General features: G+C 43.6%; 21 protein-coding genes. 10 read left to right on the forward strand and 11 right to left on the reverse strand.

Going from position 1 to position 19,405, the window contains the following annotated elements; translation table 11 throughout:
* Nucleotides 1-478 precede the first annotated feature (478 nt).
* Nucleotides 479-922: a PACE efflux transporter gene (locus BIZ37_RS22465; RefSeq protein WP_187463431.1), complete on the reverse strand. Its 444-nt coding sequence runs from the start codon at nucleotides 920-922 to the stop codon at nucleotides 479-481.
* Nucleotides 923-1,018: 96 nt separating this feature from the next.
* Here BIZ37_RS22465 and BIZ37_RS22470 point away from each other — a divergent pair, with 96 nt between their 5' ends.
* Nucleotides 1,019-1,903: a LysR family transcriptional regulator gene (locus tag BIZ37_RS22470; RefSeq protein ID WP_187463418.1), complete on the forward strand. Its 885-nt coding sequence runs from the start codon at nucleotides 1,019-1,021 to the stop codon at nucleotides 1,901-1,903.
* Nucleotides 1,904-1,957: 54 nt separating this feature from the next.
* On the opposite strand, the gene BIZ37_RS22475 is transcribed toward BIZ37_RS22470, so the two are convergent.
* The 5 genes from BIZ37_RS22475 to potA all read right to left on the reverse strand — a co-directional run bounded on the left by BIZ37_RS22475 (nucleotide 1,958) and on the right by potA (nucleotide 7,225).
* A complete protein-coding gene (locus tag BIZ37_RS22475) occupies nucleotides 1,958-3,001 on the reverse strand; it encodes an extracellular solute-binding protein (protein ID WP_187463419.1) in 1,044 nt (347 codons plus the stop codon).
* Between the two features lie 353 nt (nucleotides 3,002-3,354).
* Nucleotides 3,355-4,386 (reverse strand): extracellular solute-binding protein, encoded by a 1,032-nt coding sequence (locus tag BIZ37_RS22480; RefSeq protein ID WP_187463420.1) that lies wholly within the window; start codon nucleotides 4,384-4,386, stop codon nucleotides 3,355-3,357.
* A gap of 109 nt (nucleotides 4,387-4,495) precedes the next feature.
* Nucleotides 4,496-5,266: a spermidine/putrescine ABC transporter permease PotC gene (potC, locus tag BIZ37_RS22485; protein WP_039461261.1), complete on the reverse strand. Its 771-nt coding sequence runs from the start codon at nucleotides 5,264-5,266 to the stop codon at nucleotides 4,496-4,498.
* A complete protein-coding gene (gene potB / locus BIZ37_RS22490; protein WP_187463421.1) occupies nucleotides 5,266-6,123 on the reverse strand; it encodes a spermidine/putrescine ABC transporter permease PotB in 858 nt (285 codons plus the stop codon). Before potB ends, potC begins: the two co-directional genes overlap by 1 nt.
* A complete protein-coding gene (gene potA / locus BIZ37_RS22495) occupies nucleotides 6,107-7,225 on the reverse strand; it encodes a spermidine/putrescine ABC transporter ATP-binding protein PotA (RefSeq protein WP_187463432.1) in 1,119 nt (372 codons plus the stop codon). Before potA ends, potB begins: the two co-directional genes overlap by 17 nt.
* A 386-nt stretch (nucleotides 7,226-7,611) precedes the next feature.
* On the opposite strand from potA, the gene BIZ37_RS22500 reads away from it, so the two are divergent.
* The 3 genes from BIZ37_RS22500 to BIZ37_RS22510 are packed head-to-tail and all read left to right on the forward strand — an operon-like array spanning nucleotide 7,612 to nucleotide 9,809.
* Nucleotides 7,612-8,412 (forward strand): hypothetical protein, encoded by an 801-nt coding sequence (locus BIZ37_RS22500; RefSeq protein ID WP_187463422.1) that lies wholly within the window; start codon nucleotides 7,612-7,614, stop codon nucleotides 8,410-8,412.
* Nucleotides 8,409-9,197, forward strand: a complete 789-nt coding sequence (locus BIZ37_RS22505; RefSeq protein ID WP_370577529.1) for a glucosaminidase domain-containing protein — start codon at nucleotides 8,409-8,411, stop codon at nucleotides 9,195-9,197. Before BIZ37_RS22500 ends, BIZ37_RS22505 begins: the two co-directional genes overlap by 4 nt.
* 3 nt (nucleotides 9,198-9,200) lie before the next feature.
* The gene (locus tag BIZ37_RS22510) at nucleotides 9,201-9,809 is read left to right on the forward strand and encodes a DUF2987 domain-containing protein (RefSeq protein WP_187463423.1); all 609 of its coding nucleotides are present in this window, start codon (nucleotides 9,201-9,203) and stop codon (nucleotides 9,807-9,809) included.
* Nucleotides 9,810-9,876: 67 nt separating this feature from the next.
* On the opposite strand, the gene BIZ37_RS22515 is transcribed toward BIZ37_RS22510, so the two are convergent.
* Nucleotides 9,877-10,278 carry a hypothetical protein gene (locus BIZ37_RS22515; protein ID WP_107298128.1) on the reverse strand — a complete coding sequence of 134 codons (402 nt, stop codon included), beginning with the start codon at nucleotides 10,276-10,278 and terminating at the stop codon, nucleotides 9,877-9,879.
* Between the two features lie 443 nt (nucleotides 10,279-10,721).
* On the opposite strand from BIZ37_RS22515, the gene pepT reads away from it, so the two are divergent.
* The 3 genes from pepT to BIZ37_RS22530 all read left to right on the forward strand — a co-directional run bounded on the left by pepT (nucleotide 10,722) and on the right by BIZ37_RS22530 (nucleotide 13,209).
* On the forward strand, nucleotides 10,722-11,954 hold the full coding sequence (gene pepT / locus BIZ37_RS22520; RefSeq protein WP_187463424.1) for a peptidase T: 1,233 nt from the start codon (nucleotides 10,722-10,724) through the stop codon (nucleotides 11,952-11,954).
* A gap of 154 nt (nucleotides 11,955-12,108) precedes the next feature.
* Nucleotides 12,109-12,513, forward strand: coding sequence for an MbcA/ParS/Xre antitoxin family protein (locus tag BIZ37_RS22525; protein WP_187463425.1), 405 nt, complete (start codon nucleotides 12,109-12,111; stop codon nucleotides 12,511-12,513).
* Complete coding sequence (locus BIZ37_RS22530; RefSeq protein WP_255526866.1) at nucleotides 12,514-13,209, forward strand: RES family NAD+ phosphorylase; 696 nt, start codon at nucleotides 12,514-12,516, stop codon at nucleotides 13,207-13,209.
* 42 nt (nucleotides 13,210-13,251) lie between these two features.
* On the opposite strand, the gene BIZ37_RS22535 is transcribed toward BIZ37_RS22530, so the two are convergent.
* A complete protein-coding gene (locus BIZ37_RS22535) occupies nucleotides 13,252-13,527 on the reverse strand; it encodes a hypothetical protein (RefSeq protein ID WP_187463426.1) in 276 nt (91 codons plus the stop codon).
* A gap of 131 nt (nucleotides 13,528-13,658) precedes the next feature.
* Between BIZ37_RS22535 and BIZ37_RS22540 the strand changes: the two genes are divergently transcribed.
* Nucleotides 13,659-13,970, forward strand: coding sequence for a hypothetical protein (locus tag BIZ37_RS22540; protein ID WP_187463427.1), 312 nt, complete (start codon nucleotides 13,659-13,661; stop codon nucleotides 13,968-13,970).
* 47 nt (nucleotides 13,971-14,017) lie between these two features.
* On the opposite strand, the gene BIZ37_RS22545 is transcribed toward BIZ37_RS22540, so the two are convergent.
* On the reverse strand, nucleotides 14,018-15,502 hold the full coding sequence (locus BIZ37_RS22545; protein ID WP_187463428.1) for a carboxypeptidase M32: 1,485 nt from the start codon (nucleotides 15,500-15,502) through the stop codon (nucleotides 14,018-14,020).
* Nucleotides 15,503-15,810: 308 nt separating this feature from the next.
* Between BIZ37_RS22545 and BIZ37_RS22550 the strand changes: the two genes are divergently transcribed.
* Together BIZ37_RS22550 and ttcA are read left to right on the forward strand one after the other, a co-directional pair.
* Nucleotides 15,811-16,986 carry a D-alanyl-D-alanine carboxypeptidase family protein gene (locus BIZ37_RS22550; protein ID WP_107298134.1) on the forward strand — a complete coding sequence of 392 codons (1,176 nt, stop codon included), beginning with the start codon at nucleotides 15,811-15,813 and terminating at the stop codon, nucleotides 16,984-16,986.
* 246 nt (nucleotides 16,987-17,232) lie between these two features.
* A complete protein-coding gene (ttcA, locus tag BIZ37_RS22555) occupies nucleotides 17,233-18,126 on the forward strand; it encodes a tRNA 2-thiocytidine(32) synthetase TtcA (protein WP_107298135.1) in 894 nt (297 codons plus the stop codon).
* A gap of 385 nt (nucleotides 18,127-18,511) precedes the next feature.
* On the opposite strand, the gene BIZ37_RS22560 is transcribed toward ttcA, so the two are convergent.
* Nucleotides 18,512-18,871 carry a hypothetical protein gene (locus BIZ37_RS22560; protein WP_187463429.1) on the reverse strand — a complete coding sequence of 120 codons (360 nt, stop codon included), beginning with the start codon at nucleotides 18,869-18,871 and terminating at the stop codon, nucleotides 18,512-18,514.
* Nucleotides 18,872-18,944: 73 nt separating this feature from the next.
* Nucleotides 18,945-19,169 carry a hypothetical protein gene (locus tag BIZ37_RS22565; RefSeq protein WP_187463430.1) on the reverse strand — a complete coding sequence of 75 codons (225 nt, stop codon included), beginning with the start codon at nucleotides 19,167-19,169 and terminating at the stop codon, nucleotides 18,945-18,947.
* Between the last annotated feature and the right edge of the window lie 236 nt (nucleotides 19,170-19,405).

The following is a 19,405-nucleotide window of genomic DNA, read 5'->3' on the forward strand; positions in this document are numbered from 1 at the left end:
GGTTCTTCGAGTCTGACTATATTGTTTTTTATACACGGCAATTACCTTGGTCTGTATAGGTGTGGTTTTATTTATTATAAGTTGTAATCATTATGAGTATGGGTTGCTTGTTTAGATATTGTACGGATGACATTGTTTTGATCAATCAATCAGCAGCTCAAAAAAGGATGTTTCATTTTTTAATATGTATTAAGTCAATAAAACAGATAGTTACTACTTTCATGTTTAATAGTTCAAACGTATACCTAGTGGTATGAACTGGTGAATATTACCCCCTGCATAGAGTGGGGGGACTGGGTTGCTTGTAATCGATAGGCTACTGGGATAACTTTTTTATTAAGCGCCTTTATGCATATTTTTGTAGCTTACTGAAGAACGCTTGGTTACAAGTTGCTGAACTGATCTCCAAATAAAAACGCCCGCAGTTAGCGGGCGTTCTATTTCTATCTTAAGTTTGGTTTTCTTTTATCGTTTTAGCTTAACAATCCGATACACGGATATTACTCTGTATAGGCTTTGTGAGAAACTTTGCTTTAACGTGATCATATGCCCAGTTATAGATGATTGCATAGACCAAAAAGAAAATCACAATTCCCAAGTCCAGAATTAATACAGTCCAAAAATCTAACTTTAATACCCACATTAATACGGGAATCGTGACAAATATTAGCCCTCCTTCGAATCCAAGGCCATGCAAAATTCGGGTTTTAACGGTTCTGCTTAAACGATCTTCACCAACAAATTTATCAAATATCACATTGTAGACGTAGTTCCATGCCATTGCGATTAATGACATGACCACACTAAGTCCACCGACTACGGCGGGGTTATGTCTGGTAAAAATCGTTGCGGCTCCCATTAATATCACTAAGGCAAACACCTCAAACATTACGGTGTGCAAGATACGTTCTTTAATTGTCATCATTATTTTCCTGAGCTAATGCAAGTTGTTTTGTGCGTGTAATGTATCGTTATCTGTGATTTAATCTAGTTAGTTATCATCACTTTTACTGATAGTATGTACAATCTTGAACAACTCCAGATGTTCGTGAATGCAGCTAAGCTCGGGTCTTTTTCGGCCTGTGCCAGACAACTGGGAAAAGTCCAATCTGCAGTGAGTCAGGGGATAGCAAACCTCGAAATTGACTTGAATGTCGAACTGTTTGATCGCTCTACTCGCAAGCCAACGCTCACAGAACAAGGTCGGCATTTACTTCGGTTTGCGGAAGCTACGTTACAGCAGAGCTTTGAATTACAAAGTGCTGCGAAGGCGCTGAGTGATTACCAGGAAACTGAAATCACCATCTTAATTGATGATAATTTGCTGATAGATAAACTCAGTACAATTGCCGATGAGTTTAGTCAGCACTTTCGTTCGACAACGTTGAGTACCATGCTGGCAAGTAGTACTGATATTCCCAACTTGTTACTTAGCGGGAAAGGGGATCTTGGTGTCATGCTAACTGATATGGTTTATTTCAAAGAACTGGATGTACGGTACATTGGCAGCATTAAGTTTGTGCCCGTTGCTAGCCTTGGCCATCCACTATCAAAACATGACAGTGTCACGCCTGCCGATTTAATACCATACCGCCAGCTAATGGTAAGAGGTGAGAGTGGTAAATCTATGGCTTATATGCCGCCGATATCGTCTACGCATTGGTGGACAAACGATCACCATGTCTTGATCCAATATGTAGAAAAAGGTATTGGTTGGACCTACCTGCCAAGTCATGAAGCTAAACAGAGAGCAAAGATGGGAAGAATGAAAATCTTGCCTGTTACCTTCGATCATAAGGAATGGCAAGTTCCGGTAGAGTGTGTGGCTCCGAAAGGGAAGTCTGTTGGCCCAGCGGTCAAATGGCTAAACACAGCAATGAATGGATTGCTCGAGGAGATTTAATGGATAAAAAAACTCGGGCCGGAGCCCGAGTTTTAAAATATCAAGAAGAGGGGATTACTGACCCGCTTTAAGCTTCTGGTAGTACTCTTCGTAAATAGTGTTTGCGCCATTTACGCTGTCTTGCCATTCACCTGCATCCATCACTTCTTGTGGTGGGTAGATACTTGGATCGTTGACAAAATCAGCGGGTAGTTTGTCTTTCGCAGTCGCAACAGGTGTTGGGTAGCCAATTTCCAAAGCGATTTTAGCTGCATTTTCAGGGCGAAGTAGGAAGTCGATCATCTGATGCGCCGCATCAACATTCTTGGCGTTAGCTGGGATAGAGATGCTGTCCATCCAGAAGATAGCACCTTCTTTTGGCCATACGATGTCGATTTCTGCACCTTCCTGGCGAGCCATGTAGGCAGAGCCATTCCAAAGCATACCTAGAGACGTCTCACCTGCCATGTATGGGTTTGCAGGGTAGTCAGAGTTAAATACTAATACATTTGGCATTAGCTTCTTAAGCTCTTCGTAGGCAGCCTTAATCTCTTCAGGATTTTTGGTGTTCGCAGAGAAACCAAGCTTACGAAGGGCGATGTGAAAGAACTCACGCGCATCATCCATCATCATTAGCTGACCTTCCCATTTCGGGTCCCATAGGTCTGCCCAGCTTGTTACTTCTTCTTTGTCCATCATATCAGTGTTAACACCGATACCGGTCGCACCCCAGATGTAAGGGATAGAGTAATCATTCTCAGGGTCGAATGGCTTGTGCAGGAAGTTTGGATCGATTTCATCAAAGTGGCTTAGCTTTGACTTGTCGATTTTTTGCAACATATTTTCTTCACGCATTTTCGATACGTAGTAGGTTGATGGAACCACTAGATCGTAACCGTCACCATGGGTTTTCAGCTTTGCGTACATGGTTTCATTCGACTCGTAGGTCGAATAAATCACTTTAATGCCCGTTTCTTTCGTGAACTGTTCCAGAACTTCTGAAGGGATATATTCAGACCAGTTGTAGAAATATAGCTCTTTGTCTGCAGCTGTTGCCATGTTCGAAAACATTGCCATTGCGCAAACACCACCGGCCATTAAAGAAGACCATTTTTTCATTGTTATATGCTCCAAACTAAATGGGATTTTGAGAGTGTTCTCTAGCGAATGTACTAATTATGGATGAAAATCATCACGGTGAAGTACTAACCGCTTCTCCTGCAAGGTGTCGTTGTGCTTAGCCCGTAAGCTAAACGTCGGATGTATACCCAGATTTCTTGGGTAGTAAGGTTCTGTAAAAAGCACTGATAATACAACGCTTTTAAGAGCATATTATAACAGGGAATAGAATGATTATGATATGGAATATCAACGCCTAATAACTGTCTGAACTATTAATAGTCAATATCAGTCTATTTTGGGTATAAAAAAAGGCAGCTAAAGAGCTGCCTTAGAATCAATTTAAGCGGAAATTACTGTCCGGCTTTTAGTTCCAGGAAGTAATTCTCGTAACGGATGTTCATTTCGCCTACTGCATCCTGCCACTCACCACGATCAAGGTCTTCTTGAGGTGGGAATAGAGTAGGGTTGTCTTTGTATTTAGCGTTAGAGGCTTCAACAGCAGTTAGGTAACCCGTTTCCTCTGAGATCTTGGCTGCGACGTCAGGGCGCAACAAGAAATCAATCATCTTGTGGGCTGCTTCAACATTCTGCGCGTTTTTGGCAATGGCTAGACTATCAACCCAGAAGATACCGCCCTCTTTTGGCCAAATTAGCTCAATAGGCAAGCCTTCTTTTTGCGCAGCGGCTGCTGAACCATTCCAAAGCATGCCCAAACCGACTTCACCGGCAAGGTAAGGTGCTGCAGGGTTGTCAGAGTTGAATACCAATACGTTTGGCATCAGCTTCTTCAGTTCTTCGTAAGCTTCATCGATCTGTTTAGGATCGGTGGTGTTACCTGAGTAACCTAATTTGCGCAGAGCAATGTGGAACACTTCTCGCGTGTCATCCATAAGCATCAGTTGGCCTTCAAGCTCAGGATTCCAAAGGTCCGCCCAACTATCAAAATCGGCAGGGTCGTACATGTCAGTGTTGACTGCCAAGCCTGTCATTGCGATAACGTGTGGGATCGAGTAGTCGTTGTTTGGGTCAAAAGGCTTATCCAGATAATTCTTATCAAGCTCTTTGAAGTTGGTTAGCTTTGATTTATCGATTTTCTGTAACATGCCTTCATCGCGCATTTTAGCAACGAAGTAAGTTGACGGCACAACCAGGTCGTAACCTTGGGGGTGGGCTTTTAACTTAGCGTACATAGTCTCGTTCGACTCGTAAGTCGAATAAATCACTTTAATACCAGTTTCTTTAGTGAACTGCTCACGTAGCTCCGTAGAAATATACGGGCCCCAGTTCATAAAGACTAATTCCTTGTCTGCGGCATTGGCAACGTTAGATAACATTGCAGCAGCGCATGCAGTACCGGCTAGAAAAGCGGACCATTTTTTCATTAGATTATCATCTCCAAAACCCTTTTAGGGTGTTAATACAAAACAAGTGGCCCGAAGGCCACTTGCTCGTTCTTTGGCTATAGCCAAATTTAAAGCGGTGTTGCTAGCCTTATTTGATCTTTTCTCTAGCGAGTAGCTGAGAGCTGACAACCAGAATCAAAGATACAATCAGCATAATTGTAGCCAATGCATTCACTTCTGGTGAGATACCCACTTTAACCATGGAGTAAATCTTCAAAGGCAAAATTTCGTAGCTTGGACCTGTCACGAATGAGCTAACAATCACGTCATCCAGCGACAGGGTAAAACTTAATAACCAACCGGCGGCAACAGCAGGCTTGGCCAGAGGCAGGATGATCTGCTTCAGGATAACCCATTCGCTAGCGCCCAAGTCACGTGCTGCTTCTAGCATTTTTACATCAAAGCCTTTCAAGCGGCTGTAAACTGTCACCACTACGAATGGTAGGCAGAATGTAATGTGCGAAAGCAACAGGGTTAGGAACCCTAGTTCAGCACCGACCAAGATAAAGAGTGCCAACAACGAGATAGCCATCACGATATCCGGTGACATCATCACCACAAACAGCATGCCGTTGACAAAATGCTTGCCTCGGAACTGGTAGCGGAAGAGGGCAACAGCCGTCAAGCTACCAATAATCGCTGCAGCGGTCGCAGAGAACACGGCAATGTTCAAAGAGTGCCATGCTGCCTGCATCAAGCTGTCGTTGTTGACCAACTGGTGATACCACTTGGTGGTAAAACCGCCCCATTTCATGCCGAACTTACTGGCATTGAATGAGTTAACAATCAGGATAATGATTGGTGTATATAGGAAGGCATACACCACAGTCATAAAACTGAATTTAAATGCGCGTCCCATTATTCAAGCTCCACTTTACGGTTAAGCAGTTTGCCTGCCCGGTAGTAGGCGTACAGCATGACTGCCATCGCGATCGTCAATGCAATACTGGTTGCAGCACCGAACGGCCAGTCGCGGGCGTTCAATACCTGGCTCTTAATTACGTTACCGATCAGTAGGTTCTTCGCGCCGCCCAATAGGTCAGACACATAGAACATACCAAGGGCAGGTAGTAGCACCAGTAGACAGCCTGCAATGATGCCTGGCATTGTCAGTGGAAAAATCACTTTCACGAATGTCTGGAACTTGTTCGCACCCAAGTCACGAGCTGCTTCAATATAGTTGTGATCAAGCTTCTCAATTGCCGAATAAAGCGGTAACACCATAAACGGTAGAAGAATGTAGACCAGTCCAACCATCACCGCATACTCGGTGTACATGATTCGCAGCGGCTTATCGATTATGTCTAGGTAGATCAGGGTATTGTTCAAAATACCTCGGGTACCCAACATAATCTTCAAGCCATAAGTACGGATCAATGAGTTGGTCCAAAACGGCACAATCACCAAAAACAGCATAAACGGACGCCATTTCTCAGGCATCTTTGCAATCGCGTAGGCAAACGGGTAGCCAATCACCAAACAAAGTAGTGTGGCCACCAGCGCCATGTAGAACGAGTGCATCATGACCTTGGCATAAAGCGGATCGAACAACCGGATGTAGTTGTCCAATGTAAAGGTCATTTCAATCAGGTTTGCATCATCTCGGGTCAGAAAACTGGTCCCGATAATCATCAGGTTGGGAATAAAAACAAACAGCAACAGCCAACCAACAATGATGGTTATGATGATGTTTTGAAGATTAAGCTTCTTGTTCATCTGCCAGCACCACTTCCCAGCTTTCAACCCAAGTAACCGCAACTTTTTGATCCAGAGAGTGGTCCACATCAGGATCATCTTCGTTGAAGAATTCACTTACCATGACAGACGTGCCCGTCTCCAGCTCAACCACTGAGTCAAGCGTCATACCCTTGTAGGTACGTTCACGGATATAGCCAATGATGCCTTGTGCTTCGTCACCATTGTTGATTTCTTCAAGACGAATATCTTCAGGTCGCAGTAATACCTTAACCTTGTCACCCGGGCTAACTGGTAGCTTGCAGTGGATCATGGAAGGGCGTCCTTCAACATTCGCCAATACGCGGGTTTCATCTAGGCGCTCTTTGACGACAGCATCAAACACGTTGATTTCGCCGATGAAGCGCGCAACAAATAGGTTTTCTGGCTCTTCGTAAATTTCACGGGGAGAACCGTCTTGCTCAACGTTACCAGAGCGCATAACAATGATACGGTCTGACATCGAAAGGGCTTCTTCTTGATCGTGGGTAACGAAAATGAAGGTAATCCCCAATTTACGCTGCAGCTGTTTAAGCTCGATCTGCATCTGCTTGCGAAGTTTGTAGTCCAACGCAGACAGAGATTCATCTAACAACAATACTTTTGGCTTGTTCACAACCGCACGTGCGATAGCGACACGCTGCTGCTGGCCACCTGATAACTGGTGAGGCTTACGTGGAGCAAACTTTTCAAGTTGCACCATGCGTAGCGCATCCATTACACGCGGTTCAATCTCGCTTTCGGCGACTTTTTGCATACGCAAACCGAAGGCAACATTTTCAAATACCGTCATGTGCGGAAATAGCGCGTAACTCTGGAATACAGTATTTACGTTGCGCTGTTCCGCCGGAATTGCTGTCACATCTTTGCCGGCAATAACAATCTGTCCCGCATCGGCATTTTCAAAACCGGCGATAAGGCGAAGTACAGTTGTTTTACCACAGCCAGAAGGGCCAAGGATGGTTAGGAATTCACCATCGTTTACATTCAGATCGAGACCAGTGATGATCTGCTTGCCGTCGAAGCTTTTGCTCAGCCCTTTTAGCTGAATCACCGGTGCTTTAGTTGTTTCTGCAGCGTTCAATTCTACAAGTTCTCCACCCAGGGGTTTCATAGATAATCCCCCCAACTATTAGGTTGAATTTAGGGGGCGCATAATAGTCCCCTAACCGTGTAATTCAAAGCGTTTTTTTCCAATTTCTCAGACTATTTTTACACTCACATATCTTTGTTTTATGACAGTCAATGTAACGCGTTAGCACTAAGTAAAATTAAGCTTATAAATCAATAAGTAAACTAGGTTAATGCTGAGGCGTAACCTATTAATCATAGTGTATTCAGACAGGTTGGTTAATTCGCCAACAAAAATCACACTATGGCAGCAGAGGCTGTTTTACTACCAAAGTTTCTCTATCGTGCCTAACTAGCGTACAATCACGGGCCAAGTGTGTAATAGTTAGTGAAATACAAATGAATAACAAAACATTCCAAGTTGGCGGTTCAATCGAAAGAGCATTGAAGGGTGAGAGCGAACTTCAGTCTCTGTCAGTGCTTCAAGAGGCCTGGAAGATCACAGCCAAGAATTTTCTGACTTTCTTGCCAGCTGTTATTGGTTTGTTTCTGGCCCAAGTTGCCTTGCTTCTTCTTGGACTCCAAGTTCAATTAGGCAGTGCTGCAACATTCTTCGATGCCATAATTACTGGCGGGGAGATTTCTTCTTCTGTCATTGAAGCGGGCTATATGGCAAATTTCTGGTCTGATGTTTTGAGCGCACCGCTATTGGCAGGTGTGAGCTTGATGGCATTGAACCATGCGGTAGGTTTACCGAGCAAACCAAGTTACTTGGTTAAAGGCTTCCCTTTTGCTTTGGTGTCTATTATTACCGTTTTGCTAAGTGCTTCCCTGCAGGGCATAGCCAATGCAATTTTCCCGATTCTCGGCATGCTGCTTTCTATGGGTTTTAGCCTAGCCATTATGCTGGTATGTGAAAAACGTTTGTCACCATTGAAAGCAATTCAGTTTTCACTGGTCGCAACTTTACGTAAACTATTGCCGATGACAGCAATTTTCATTGTCATCCTAACAATGTTTATTATTTCATTTGCCACTGCTGGCATCGGTTTAATTTGGACAATCCCATTCTTCTTCAATGTGAAAGCCATTATTTACCGAAACCTATTTGGCGTGTCGCTGCATGTCACAACGGTTCAGAAAGGCCAAGACGATAACGACCAAAACCAGCAGGGGGATCCAAAGGTTTTTGACGCGTGATAAAAAATATAACAACCAGTAAAGTTGCCATTCTTGCATTTGTCAGTGGATTGACAGCATGTGGTGAAATACCTTCTCAAAGCTCTAGCGATGAGGCCCCAGCGGCCTCATCACAAAGTTCCAAGCCTAATTTCTCCGAAATTGCCGATGTTAACCAAAAGAAAGCTGCTTTCTTTGATTTTCTGCGCCCTGCGGTTGAGCATGAAAACCAACGGGTTGAGAAAGAACGGCAATTCTTAGAGGCCATCAAATCGGCCGTCTCCTCCGGTGAGGCGCTTTCAAGCGATCAATTTAACTACGCAGAAAAGTTGGCTAACACCTATAAGGTCACACTCAATGAGCAGGGAGTGACCGCCGAGTGGTTGACTGCCATGTTAAACCGAGTAGATGTTATTCCAGAATCACTTGTTTTAAGCCAGGCTGCCAATGAATCAGGGTGGGGAACATCACGCTTTGCAGTGGAAGGAAACAACTATTTCGGGCAATGGTGTTATCGTAAGGGCTGCGGTTTAGTCCCCAATGCCAGAAATGACGGGGCTAACCATGAAGTGGCTGTCTTTGCATCACCTTATTTGTCGGTACAAGCGTACTTCATGAATGTAAATACCAATCGAGCCTATCAGGACCTGCGTGATATCCGCGCTGCCCAGCGATTGACCGGAGAGGTGATTGAAGGGACGAAACTAGCAGAAGGGCTGAGCCGTTACTCAGAACGTGGTCAGGCATATGTCGATGAGATACAAGCCATGATCAAGCATAACAATCAATATTGGCGCCAAGGATAAAGGATGAAGTTGACCTATTGGCTTTTGGCTGGCTTATTTGCCAGTACATCACTCTATGCTCAGGAAGCAGCAGCGCAGAACATCGAAATGCGTTACAGCACACTCTACAGCAAGCTCAAGCAGAATGTGAAAGAAGGGCATGATGATGTAAAAATTGCATTGTTCCTTCTTAACCAGCAAGACGGCAGCGTCTGTCAGATCCATGAAGGGTCTATGCGAAAGGACAAGCATTTCGAACAACTTGTCATTCCAACCAATAACGAATTGTCTGTTCCCGTCGACAGTAACTTGCGTCAGGCCAACCCTGATGTCACGTTCGTCATCGATGATGGCATTACCTGTGATGTGTCTATGCAGGTCATTGCGAAGAAAGATTACGGTACGTCTATAGAGCAATCAGAAGTTGCCAAGCTTGTCCCTCAAATGAATCAGATGCTGTCTGATTTAGGTGGTATGTTCTCCGGTTGGTTCATGCCGGACGTTGAAGGTGTTGTTGTTCACTTTGGTAATGGTGAGACACAAGTTATCGAACTTTCCTCCCTTGCCGATGACCAATCAGTCAGTTTTGAACAGCCAGCAGTAAAAGTGACACCTTGGATCCCTCAAGCCTGATTTAAAACATCGCCTCAATAAAGAAAGCCCGGATACTAATCCGGGCTTTTTATAAATAGAAGGAAAGTTAAACATTTAAATCACTATTTTTGGCTTTGATTCTGATACCTCCTTTTTGATGTTCGGTCACTTTGATTCCATCTGATGTTTCGTAAGAGATATACAACTTGGCGTTGTCATTGCACCACTTCGACACTTGAGAAGTAAGTAAAGAGTTGGGTAAGTAACGAGATTGGCAGCATTGAGTAAAATTAAGCTTCGCCTGACGCTTGAACTCGGAAGCAATACGAGGGTAGAACAGATCTAGCTTTTCATTTCCATCTTTATTACAGAAGTGTAAGTTTGCTTTTAATTGTCCTTTTCTATATCTCAGTTTGAGCTTGGCTGGAATATTATCGTTGATAACAGGTATTTGAACATCCAAAGTTTTTTCAATGGGTTCATGCGGTAGAAATAGATTTGTCAGCATAAGACCTCCTTGGTTTAAATTCATCTTATGCACTATTTGAGAAAATATTTTCTACCAATGTCACACATACTGAACGGCGGCTAAATAAGATGTGCGTTCTATAGCGGCTGATCTACATTTTACATTTCCACACACTTTAACTTCGGCTTCACCGAGGTGACGATCAGGCTCAGTCGAATTATTCATCGCTCAAGTAGCTTGCATGTGAATCATTCACATAGCGTTAACTCACGAAGACGGTCTTGGCAGTTTATAAGCAAACTAATTGTTGATTTGTTAATCAAAAATACCGGGTTTGGTGTGATTTGCGTTAAAAAAATTGGTCTGTGCTCTAACTAATCTCCACTTAATGCACAAAAAACTGATTCATCGCAATTCATTTAGTTGCTCCTATCAGGATACTTGCTGGGAATATTAACTGAATTGATCAAAATGAGTGGGACATGGATAACTTAATTGAGCGTTTTCTACGATACGTAAGCTTTGAAACTCAATCTAACCCAGCCAATGCCCACTGCCCAAGTACTGAAGGGCAGCGCGTATTAGCTCAACAACTGAAAGAAGAGCTGGATGAGCTCGGGCTTTCAGATGTCACACTGGATGACAATGGTTACCTGACTGCACGATTGCCTTCGAACGTGGACTACGACGTACCGGCAATTGGCTTTATTGCCCATATGGATACAGCGCCAGATGCGTCAGGCAAAGATGTGAAGCCTCAGATCGTTGAAAACTACCAAGGCGGTGATATCGCCCTTGGTATTGGAGATGAAGTACTTTCACCTATTCAATACCCAGATCTGAACAAGCTACACGGCCATAACCTGATCACCACTGACGGAACCACTCTACTAGGTGCTGATAACAAAGCCGGTATTGCCGAAATTATTACTGCGGTTGCTCACCTTAAAGCGAACCCTGAAATTCCACATGGCGATATTTGCATTGGTTTTACTCCAGATGAAGAGATTGGTCGTGGTGCCAACCTGTTTGATGTGGAAAAATTTGGTGCGAAATGGGCTTACACTATCGATGGTGGCCCAGTGGGTGAATTGGAGTACGAAAACTTTAATGCCACTTCTGCAGATGTTATCTGTCACGGTATCAATGTTCACCCTGGTACAGCCAAGAACAAGATGGTTAACGCCATGAACATCGCAGCGCAGTTCCAGTTGATGATGCCGGCTGAAGAAACACCAGAATGTACAGAAGGCTACGAAGGCTTCTATCATCTTAAATCTATGGAGCCAGCGGTTGCCCGTACCGAGCTTGGTTACATTATCCGTGACTTCGACCGTGAAGGCTTGGAGCGCCGTAAAGCCTTCATGCAAGCTAAAGTCGATGAACTGAACAGCCAGTTGAAGAAAGGCCGTGTTGAGCTGGTTTTGACTGATTGTTACAACAACATGCGTGAAATGGTTGAGCCTCACCCGCACATTATTGAGTTTGCCAAGCAAGCGATGATTGAATGTGATGTGCAGCCATTGATCAAACCTATCCGTGGTGGTACTGATGGTGCACGTCTGTCATTTATGGGACTTCCTTGCCCGAACATTTTCACCGGTGGCTACAATTTCCATGGCATCCATGAATTCATCACGATTGAAGGAATGGAGCAGGCTGTTAAGGTTATTGTGAAGATTGCCGAGAACACTGCGAAAAGTACGCAGGCTTAAGCTTACCGCTTCAACCCTGTGTGTAGGTAAATGTAATACCCAGCAAAAGCTGGGTATTTTTTTATCTGATGCTTAAATATGAACAAGTTCTGAGTGGTTGCTTTAAAACAGACATGCTAATATTGTCCATATATAGACAAATGGAGTGGTGGTAATGAATGCAGCCCAAGCCAATCAATCTCAGCAACTTGCTCAGGCGGGAAATACCGTCTTGCCCGTTGTATTTAACATTCTTGATAAATGGTCATGTAGTCAAAGTCAGCAAATGGCACTGCTTGGATTAAGCAGCCGCTCAACGCTGAACAAGTACCGCACACATCCAGAGTCAGCCAAAGTCTCGAAAGATCTATTGGAAAGAATGAGTTATATCCTTAATATCCATAAGTGCCTGCGCATCATGTTCACTGCGGAAGAGAGTGTATATAACTGGGTACAAAGACCGAATAGCCATCCATTCTTTGCTGGCCGTTCGGCGATGGAAATTATGTGTCAGGGAAAAGTTGTTGACCTTTATCAAGTCGCGACAAGGCTCAATGCGTGGCGAGGCGGACAATCATAAATGGACACTAAACTCGATGATATGAATAAGGCGTCCTTTTCTGACCAGCTTTGCTACCGATTGATTCCTTCGAAATATCCACCAATCAACTTGTACGAAGATGTCGCAGACCCGGATCAGCTCGAAGCGATCTTTGCTATTGAGGCCATAACCAACCCAAGGCTTGCCGAAGAAACCGGTGATTTCGGCCGCATACCTCCAGAGGAGAGGTTAGTCGGGATCCCGCATTGTAGCTATGTTATGGCGGCGTTTACCCATGTAAACCCAGATGGCGCTCGGTTCAATACATCAGATTTCGGTGGTTATTATGCTTCACCTGAAGTGAACACCGCGATAAAAGAAACCGTTCACCATATGGAGCGGGTCATGGGCTATACCAATGAGCCGGCCCAGGATATTCAGATGCGCTGTATTGATGCTTGGTTCAACGCAGAGTTAGTAGATTTACGCGAACAGCACCTATTAGATTCTCCGCTGTATCACCCAACCAATTACATCCATTCTCAGTCATTGGCGAATGATATCAAAGTCGCAAAAGGGGATGGGATTGTATACCAATCTGTTCGGCACCAAGGTCATGATTGCTATGTACTGTACAAACCTGTCTTGGTAAATAAAGTCTGTCAAAGCCGACACTTTACCTATAAGTGGAATGGTGACTCGGTAAACTCTGTCCTTGAACTTAGCTTAATGTAATAACCAAAGGCACTTTCCAATCAGTGCCTTTGATGTTTATACCTACAACTTCGGTTCATTCTTCACTTCTGGGTGTTTGTCTATTTCATCAACCATCCAATCGTTCAGGTGCTTTAAGATTGCGAGTACGGCGTGGTCTTTGGTTCCTTTTTCATCTCCTACAATATCTAGCTGCTGCTTGGCATGGAGGCCGGTTTGGTCTTCAGCAATGTGTAGCCAATCTGGATGCCAGTAAAAGCTCTTGCCTTGTTTGGTGATCCAGTTATGCACCCCTGACTCTTCACCTTTGTAATCGAGATCGCCAGCCGTATATTTCATTGTCAGCCTCCTAAAGCTAAAGATGCATTGAGTATAAACCGGATCAAGATAATGCGGGATGGCGCAAAATGGTAAGTGGTGTTTTTTTGTACTGGTAATCTACCGCCATCAACTAGCGATGAGGAAACGTTATGTACATTATGAGCAGTATGTCTGAAGCATCATCGAACGGTATTAACGGCACTTTACAGCTTATGAAGCTAGAAGCCCAAGAATGGAAATTACAAGCCGAAGAGTTAAAAGTCAGCCTAAAAGTGGCTGAGTGCAAAGTTGCGCAGAGCACATCGCTTTATAAGAGGGCTAAGTCCATCGAGGGATTGCAAGGCATCAAAAACGCAACTTTAGAGCATGAAAGGCTAGAGGCCCAGCTAAAGTACGCGTTATCTAAGCTAACCACGACAAGAGCACAAATCACCTTTTTAAAGAAAGCCGCTAATATTTAGCGGCTTTCTTTTCCATTGTATCCTGCTTGGTATTGCTTCAAGTTCCCTTACTTGAGGTAACGTTGCTCAAGGTGCTGCTTGAAATGCTTGGCATTCAGTCTTTCCCCAGTTGAATCAATCAGTAGCTGATCAGTAGAGGCGGTTGAAGCACGTTTCCAAACATGGCGGTCAAGCCAGTTGAAGATAGGTTGCAAATTGCGCTCACGAACAAGGTTATCAACATTCATTTCTTTGTTGATGGCTGCCATGAATTGCGCCGCATACATCGCGCCTAAAGTGTACGATGGGAAGTAGCCAAAAGCACCGAAGGTCCAGTGAATATCCTGCATACAGCCGTCTGTGAAATTGCCTTTAGTCGAAACTCCTAAGTATTCGGACATTTTCTTATCCCACAATTCAGGGATATCTTCGATTTCAATTTTGCCCTCAATCAGATCCCGTTCAATCTCATAACGCAGAATAACGTGGGCAGGATAGGTGGCCTCGTCGGCATCAACACGAATGTATCCTGGTTTGACTCGGGTGTTGAGCAAGGTTAGGTTCTCAGCTGATAATGCTGGGTCATCATTGCGCTGAAATGTCTCAGCGGCAAGCGGGGCAAGGATATCAATGAACAATTCGCTTCGGGAAAGCTGCATTTCAAAGAACAAGCTTTGTGATTCATGGATCCCCATGGAACGGGCTTTACCTACCGGTAATCCAGCCCACTTTTCAGGTAATCCTTGCTCATAGCGAGCGTGGCCTGTTTCATGAATTACGCCCATCAGAGCGGATGTAAAGTCGGCTTCATCATAACGGGTAGTAATTCGGACGTCAGTAGGCACACCGCCGCAGAAAGGGTGGATACTTTTATCCAGTCGGCCATGGTTAAAATCAAAACCCAGCTTGGTCATCAATGAACGACTTAAGTCTTGTTGTTGATCTACTGGGAAAGGGCCAACTGGCTGAATGGTCACATCCTGGCTCTGACGTTCCATAATTTGTTGGATCAAATCAGGAAGCCAGCTTTTTACATCACTGAATAGCTCATCGAGCTCGCTGGTCGTCATGCCAGGCTCGTACAGATCGAGTAGGGCATCGTAACGGCTCAGTCCTGTTGCCTCAGCACGAATTTGCGCTTCCTGCCGAGCCAGTTCGACAACTTCTTTTAGGTTCTGGCTGAAGCCTTGCCAATCATTCTTTTCACGTTGAGTACGCCACGCATGTTCACATTTAGAGCATGCTAAAGATTTCTGCTCGACCAGTTCAGCCGGTAAAACATTAGCCTGTTGCCAACTGCGCTTCATTTCATCAAGGCTGATTACCTTTTCAGCATCTAACTCTTCACGCCCGACTTGTTCAAACCAGTCAGAAAGCTGTGGCGAAGTTGAAAGCTCATGCTTGATAACGGCAAGCTCTGCAAGTGCTTCAGAGCGAGCTTGGTTACCTCCCTCTGGCATCATGGATGCCTGATCCCAGCCACAAATGGCTTCAAGGTGTTCAAGCCGAGAAATCTTCTTATTATGCTGTACTAGTTTTTCATAGAAAGTCATTGTCATTCCTTTATGTCGACTTATCTCTGCCTGAGAAAATATTGCTTTACTTTATCCTAACGGCATTTTTACGCGTGCGCTATGCCTGAATATTGGATTGCAGGTATGAATTGAAGCGATCAGCATTGAAATACGCGAAGTAAAGCAGGAAAAGTTGCTTGAAATTTTATATCTTGGGTTAAAAAATACACTAACTTAACTGCCAGTTGTAACGGATTTTACAATAACGTAAGACTTCGTAAAGCTTACAAGATTTCGTTCTTAGGTTAGATATACTGCTCCCAATAACACCATCGACGGCGAGAATAATGAATATACAACTGAAACACTCTTTTCGCACCTTAGCTGCAGGTACACTTTGTCTTTCGGCCTCTGCCTTTGCTGCACCTACAGTCATTCCCGATGCACCGGTACTGGGTGCAAACGGCTATGTCTTGATGGATTACCATACTGGTCAGGTTCTTGTTGAAAAAAATGCCCATGAGCAACTTAATCCAGCGAGCCTGACTAAGCTAATGACAAGCTATGTTGCTGGCCAAGAAATGAAAAGCGGCAACATCAGCGAAGAAGATCTGGTGGTGATCAGCCGCAATGCGTGGGCACGTAACTTCCCAGATTCGTCAAAGATGTTTATTGAGGTAAATACCGAAGTAAACATGATGGATTTGTACCGTGGCTTGATTGTTCAGTCGGGTAATGATGCCAGTGTGGCCATTGCTGAACATGTGGCCGGTTCTGAAGGGGCATTTGTTAGCCTGATGAACTCTTGGGCCAAAAAGCTGAACATGAACAACAGTTCGTTCTCTAACCCACATGGTTTAGATAGCGATCAACTGTACTCAACACCATACGATATTGCATTGCTTGGCCGTGCGCTAATCAAAGATCTCCCGAACATCTACTCAATCTACAGCGAACGCTCGTTTACATACAATAATATCACTCAGCGCAACCGTAATGGCTTACTGGCCGACCGTAGCCTGAATGTTGACGGTATGAAGACCGGCTATACCAGTGGAGCCGGCTACAGCTTGGCCAGCTCGGCGACAGAAGGCGACATGCGCTTGATTTCTGTTGTAATGGGCTCAAGCAGTCCGAAAGCACGTGAAGCGGAGAGCAAGCAGCTATTGAACTACGGCTTCCGTTTCTTCCAGACTGTCTCACCGCACAAGCAGGGTGATGAGCTAATCAATGAAAAAGTGTGGATGGGTAATACCGACACCATTTCTTTAGGTACGATGGAAGATACATACGTGACCTTGTCACGTGGTGATGTGAGCAAAATGAATGCAACCGTCGAGTTGACTTCAGAGCTAACTGCCCCGATCAGCGAAGGTGAAATCGTAGGTAAAATTTTCTATCAAGTTGATGGTGAAGACGTAGCCGAAGTACCCTTGGTTGCATTGGAATCAGTCGAAGAAGGCGGGCTTTTCAGCCGTTTGATCGACTACATCAAGCTGTTCTTCATTGGCTTGTTTAAGTAACTAAAAAGCATTTCTGCTAAAGCCGCATCATTCGATGCGGCTTTCTTTTGCTATCCGGACAAATTGCTTTACGAACAAAGCACTACTTCTATTATGGTTAACGACCAAAGTGAGTGTGTATGCCATAACGCGCTTTTGGCTAAGACAAATATTTCAACTGGCCTCAAAAATCCGTATAATCCACGCCTTACGAAAATCCAATCAGGAAATCAACCGTCGATACTGTCGGCAGTGTGAGAAATCGCAATGAATCAAACAGACACTAGAAAAGAAACCCTTGAATTCAACAAGCTTCAGAAGCGCCTACGAAGAAATGTTGGTAATGCCATTATTGACTACAACATGATTGAAGAAAACGATGTTGTTATGGCATGCATAAGTGGTGGTAAGGATTCATTTGCGATGCTAGATATCCTGCTTAACCTGCAAAAAGCCGCGCCTATCAAGTTTGACGTTGTTGCTGTTAACTTGGATCAGAAGCAGCCAGGATTCCCTGATCATATCCTTCCGGATTACTTTGAAACGCTGAATATTCCATACTACATCGTGGATAAGGACACCTACTCGGTAGTCAAAGAGAAGATCCCAGAGGGTAAGACCACATGTGGCCTTTGCTCACGTCTACGCCGTGGTACGCTGTACTCATTCGCTGAGAAGATTGGTGCGACGAAGCTAGCTCTAGGTCACCATTTGGATGACATTGTAGAAACTATGTTCTTGAACATGTTCCATGGCTCACGCCTTAAAGCGATGCCACCAAAGCTACGTTCTGATGATGGCCGTAACGTGGTTATTCGCCCGTTGACTTACTGCCGAGAAAAAGACCTGATCAAATACGCAGAACACAAGGAGTTCCCAATTATTCCTTGTAACTTATGTGGCTCTCAGGAAAACTTGCAGCGCCAGGCAATTAAGGCAATGCTGATTGACTGGGATAAAAAGACCCCAGGTCGTGTAGAGAGTATTTTCAAATCAATTCAGAATGTTAGCCCAAGCCAACTGGCTGACCGCAACCTGTTTGACTTCGTTAACCTACCACTGGATCGCGAAGGCGAACGTGAAGAGTACGAGTTCAGCGAAGCGGTTGTCTCGTCCACTAACATTGATGAGTCTATGTTTATTGATGTGACCAACATCTAATCAAGAAGAAAGGGAGAATAGCTTTTATTCTCCCTTTTTACTGCTAACATCAGACACTTCATATCATTTTCCATCAAGAACATCCCACAACACGACATCGAGGGCATTAAGGCTCTGTGTATCGAAGAAACAGCCATATTGCATATTTCTTTTCGAACCGTCAGCTTGTATAAACTGAACACGATCGCCAATATATAGAAGATTTTGATTCTGCGTAACTATTATGCCACTTAGACCAACATTTTGGACTCTGCTGGCAGGCTAGAGAAGGAGAGGTATCTGAAACATCAACTACGAGCAAAAATACTAAGAATAAGGAGAGCAGAGTTAATGCTGTCAACATCCTGTAAAAGAATGTCTTGTTTTTTATAGTTATTTATATTGCCTATATTAAAATACTATTAGCTCTTTTCATATGTCTCATACACATGGCTTTTACTTTTTTTGCTTGTATTTTCATTTCCATTTTACGAATATTTCTAATGTTTGACTGGGTCCATTTTTCAAGTGTCTCTCCACGATTATCAGAGTAGGGAACTTTGATGGATTGACTGTCTAGATTAATCTTACTGACACTTTTAATAAGTAAATATGATTCAAAATTATCAATAAGATCAATAGATAAGGTAATTGAGTAATTAATCAATTTTCCTGTGAGAATATAACCGCATGTATTCTCAAACAAGCAATAGACTTGTGAGAACCCACGAACCCTAAACTCATTAAGTGCCTGTTCTTTATCCATAAAATATTTCCCTGCATATTTTAAAAAATAACTCGCGCTAAAGATTCAAAAAAGTGATAATTATATCAATCACTTATTTCCTTCTATAACGCTTCCAATAACCACGCTCAAACTGCATTTCTTTGTATTTGACTTCACGTAATTTGATTGGCAATTTGTGATATCGGTTCATATTGTTTTTGAATTGAACTTCAACAATTGCAGCTAATGAAAGGTGGCCTACTTCTATCATTGTTTTGCTAAAAACTTTGTGAACATAAATTGCAAAATAGTCTTTTTCATCATAAATCCTACCCATAGCTATCCTATAGCACCTATAATTTTCACTCAGGCCATTTATTCACTGCTATTCTTTCATGACGGCTATTCTATAATAGTTTTTGATTGATAAAGATTATTAATGATGAAAACATGAAATTACTGCTCATTTTTCGTGATAGACAAACACCTAATGTTTTTACTATAACTATTCACTTGATAAGATTTTAAAACTAAAAATCAATCAAAATTATGATTTCTTTTTAGTTAATGGAA

The sequence above is a fragment of the Photobacterium sp. BZF1 genome (genome assembly GCF_014349205.1).
Classification (GTDB): Bacteria; Pseudomonadota; Gammaproteobacteria; order Enterobacterales; family Vibrionaceae; genus Photobacterium.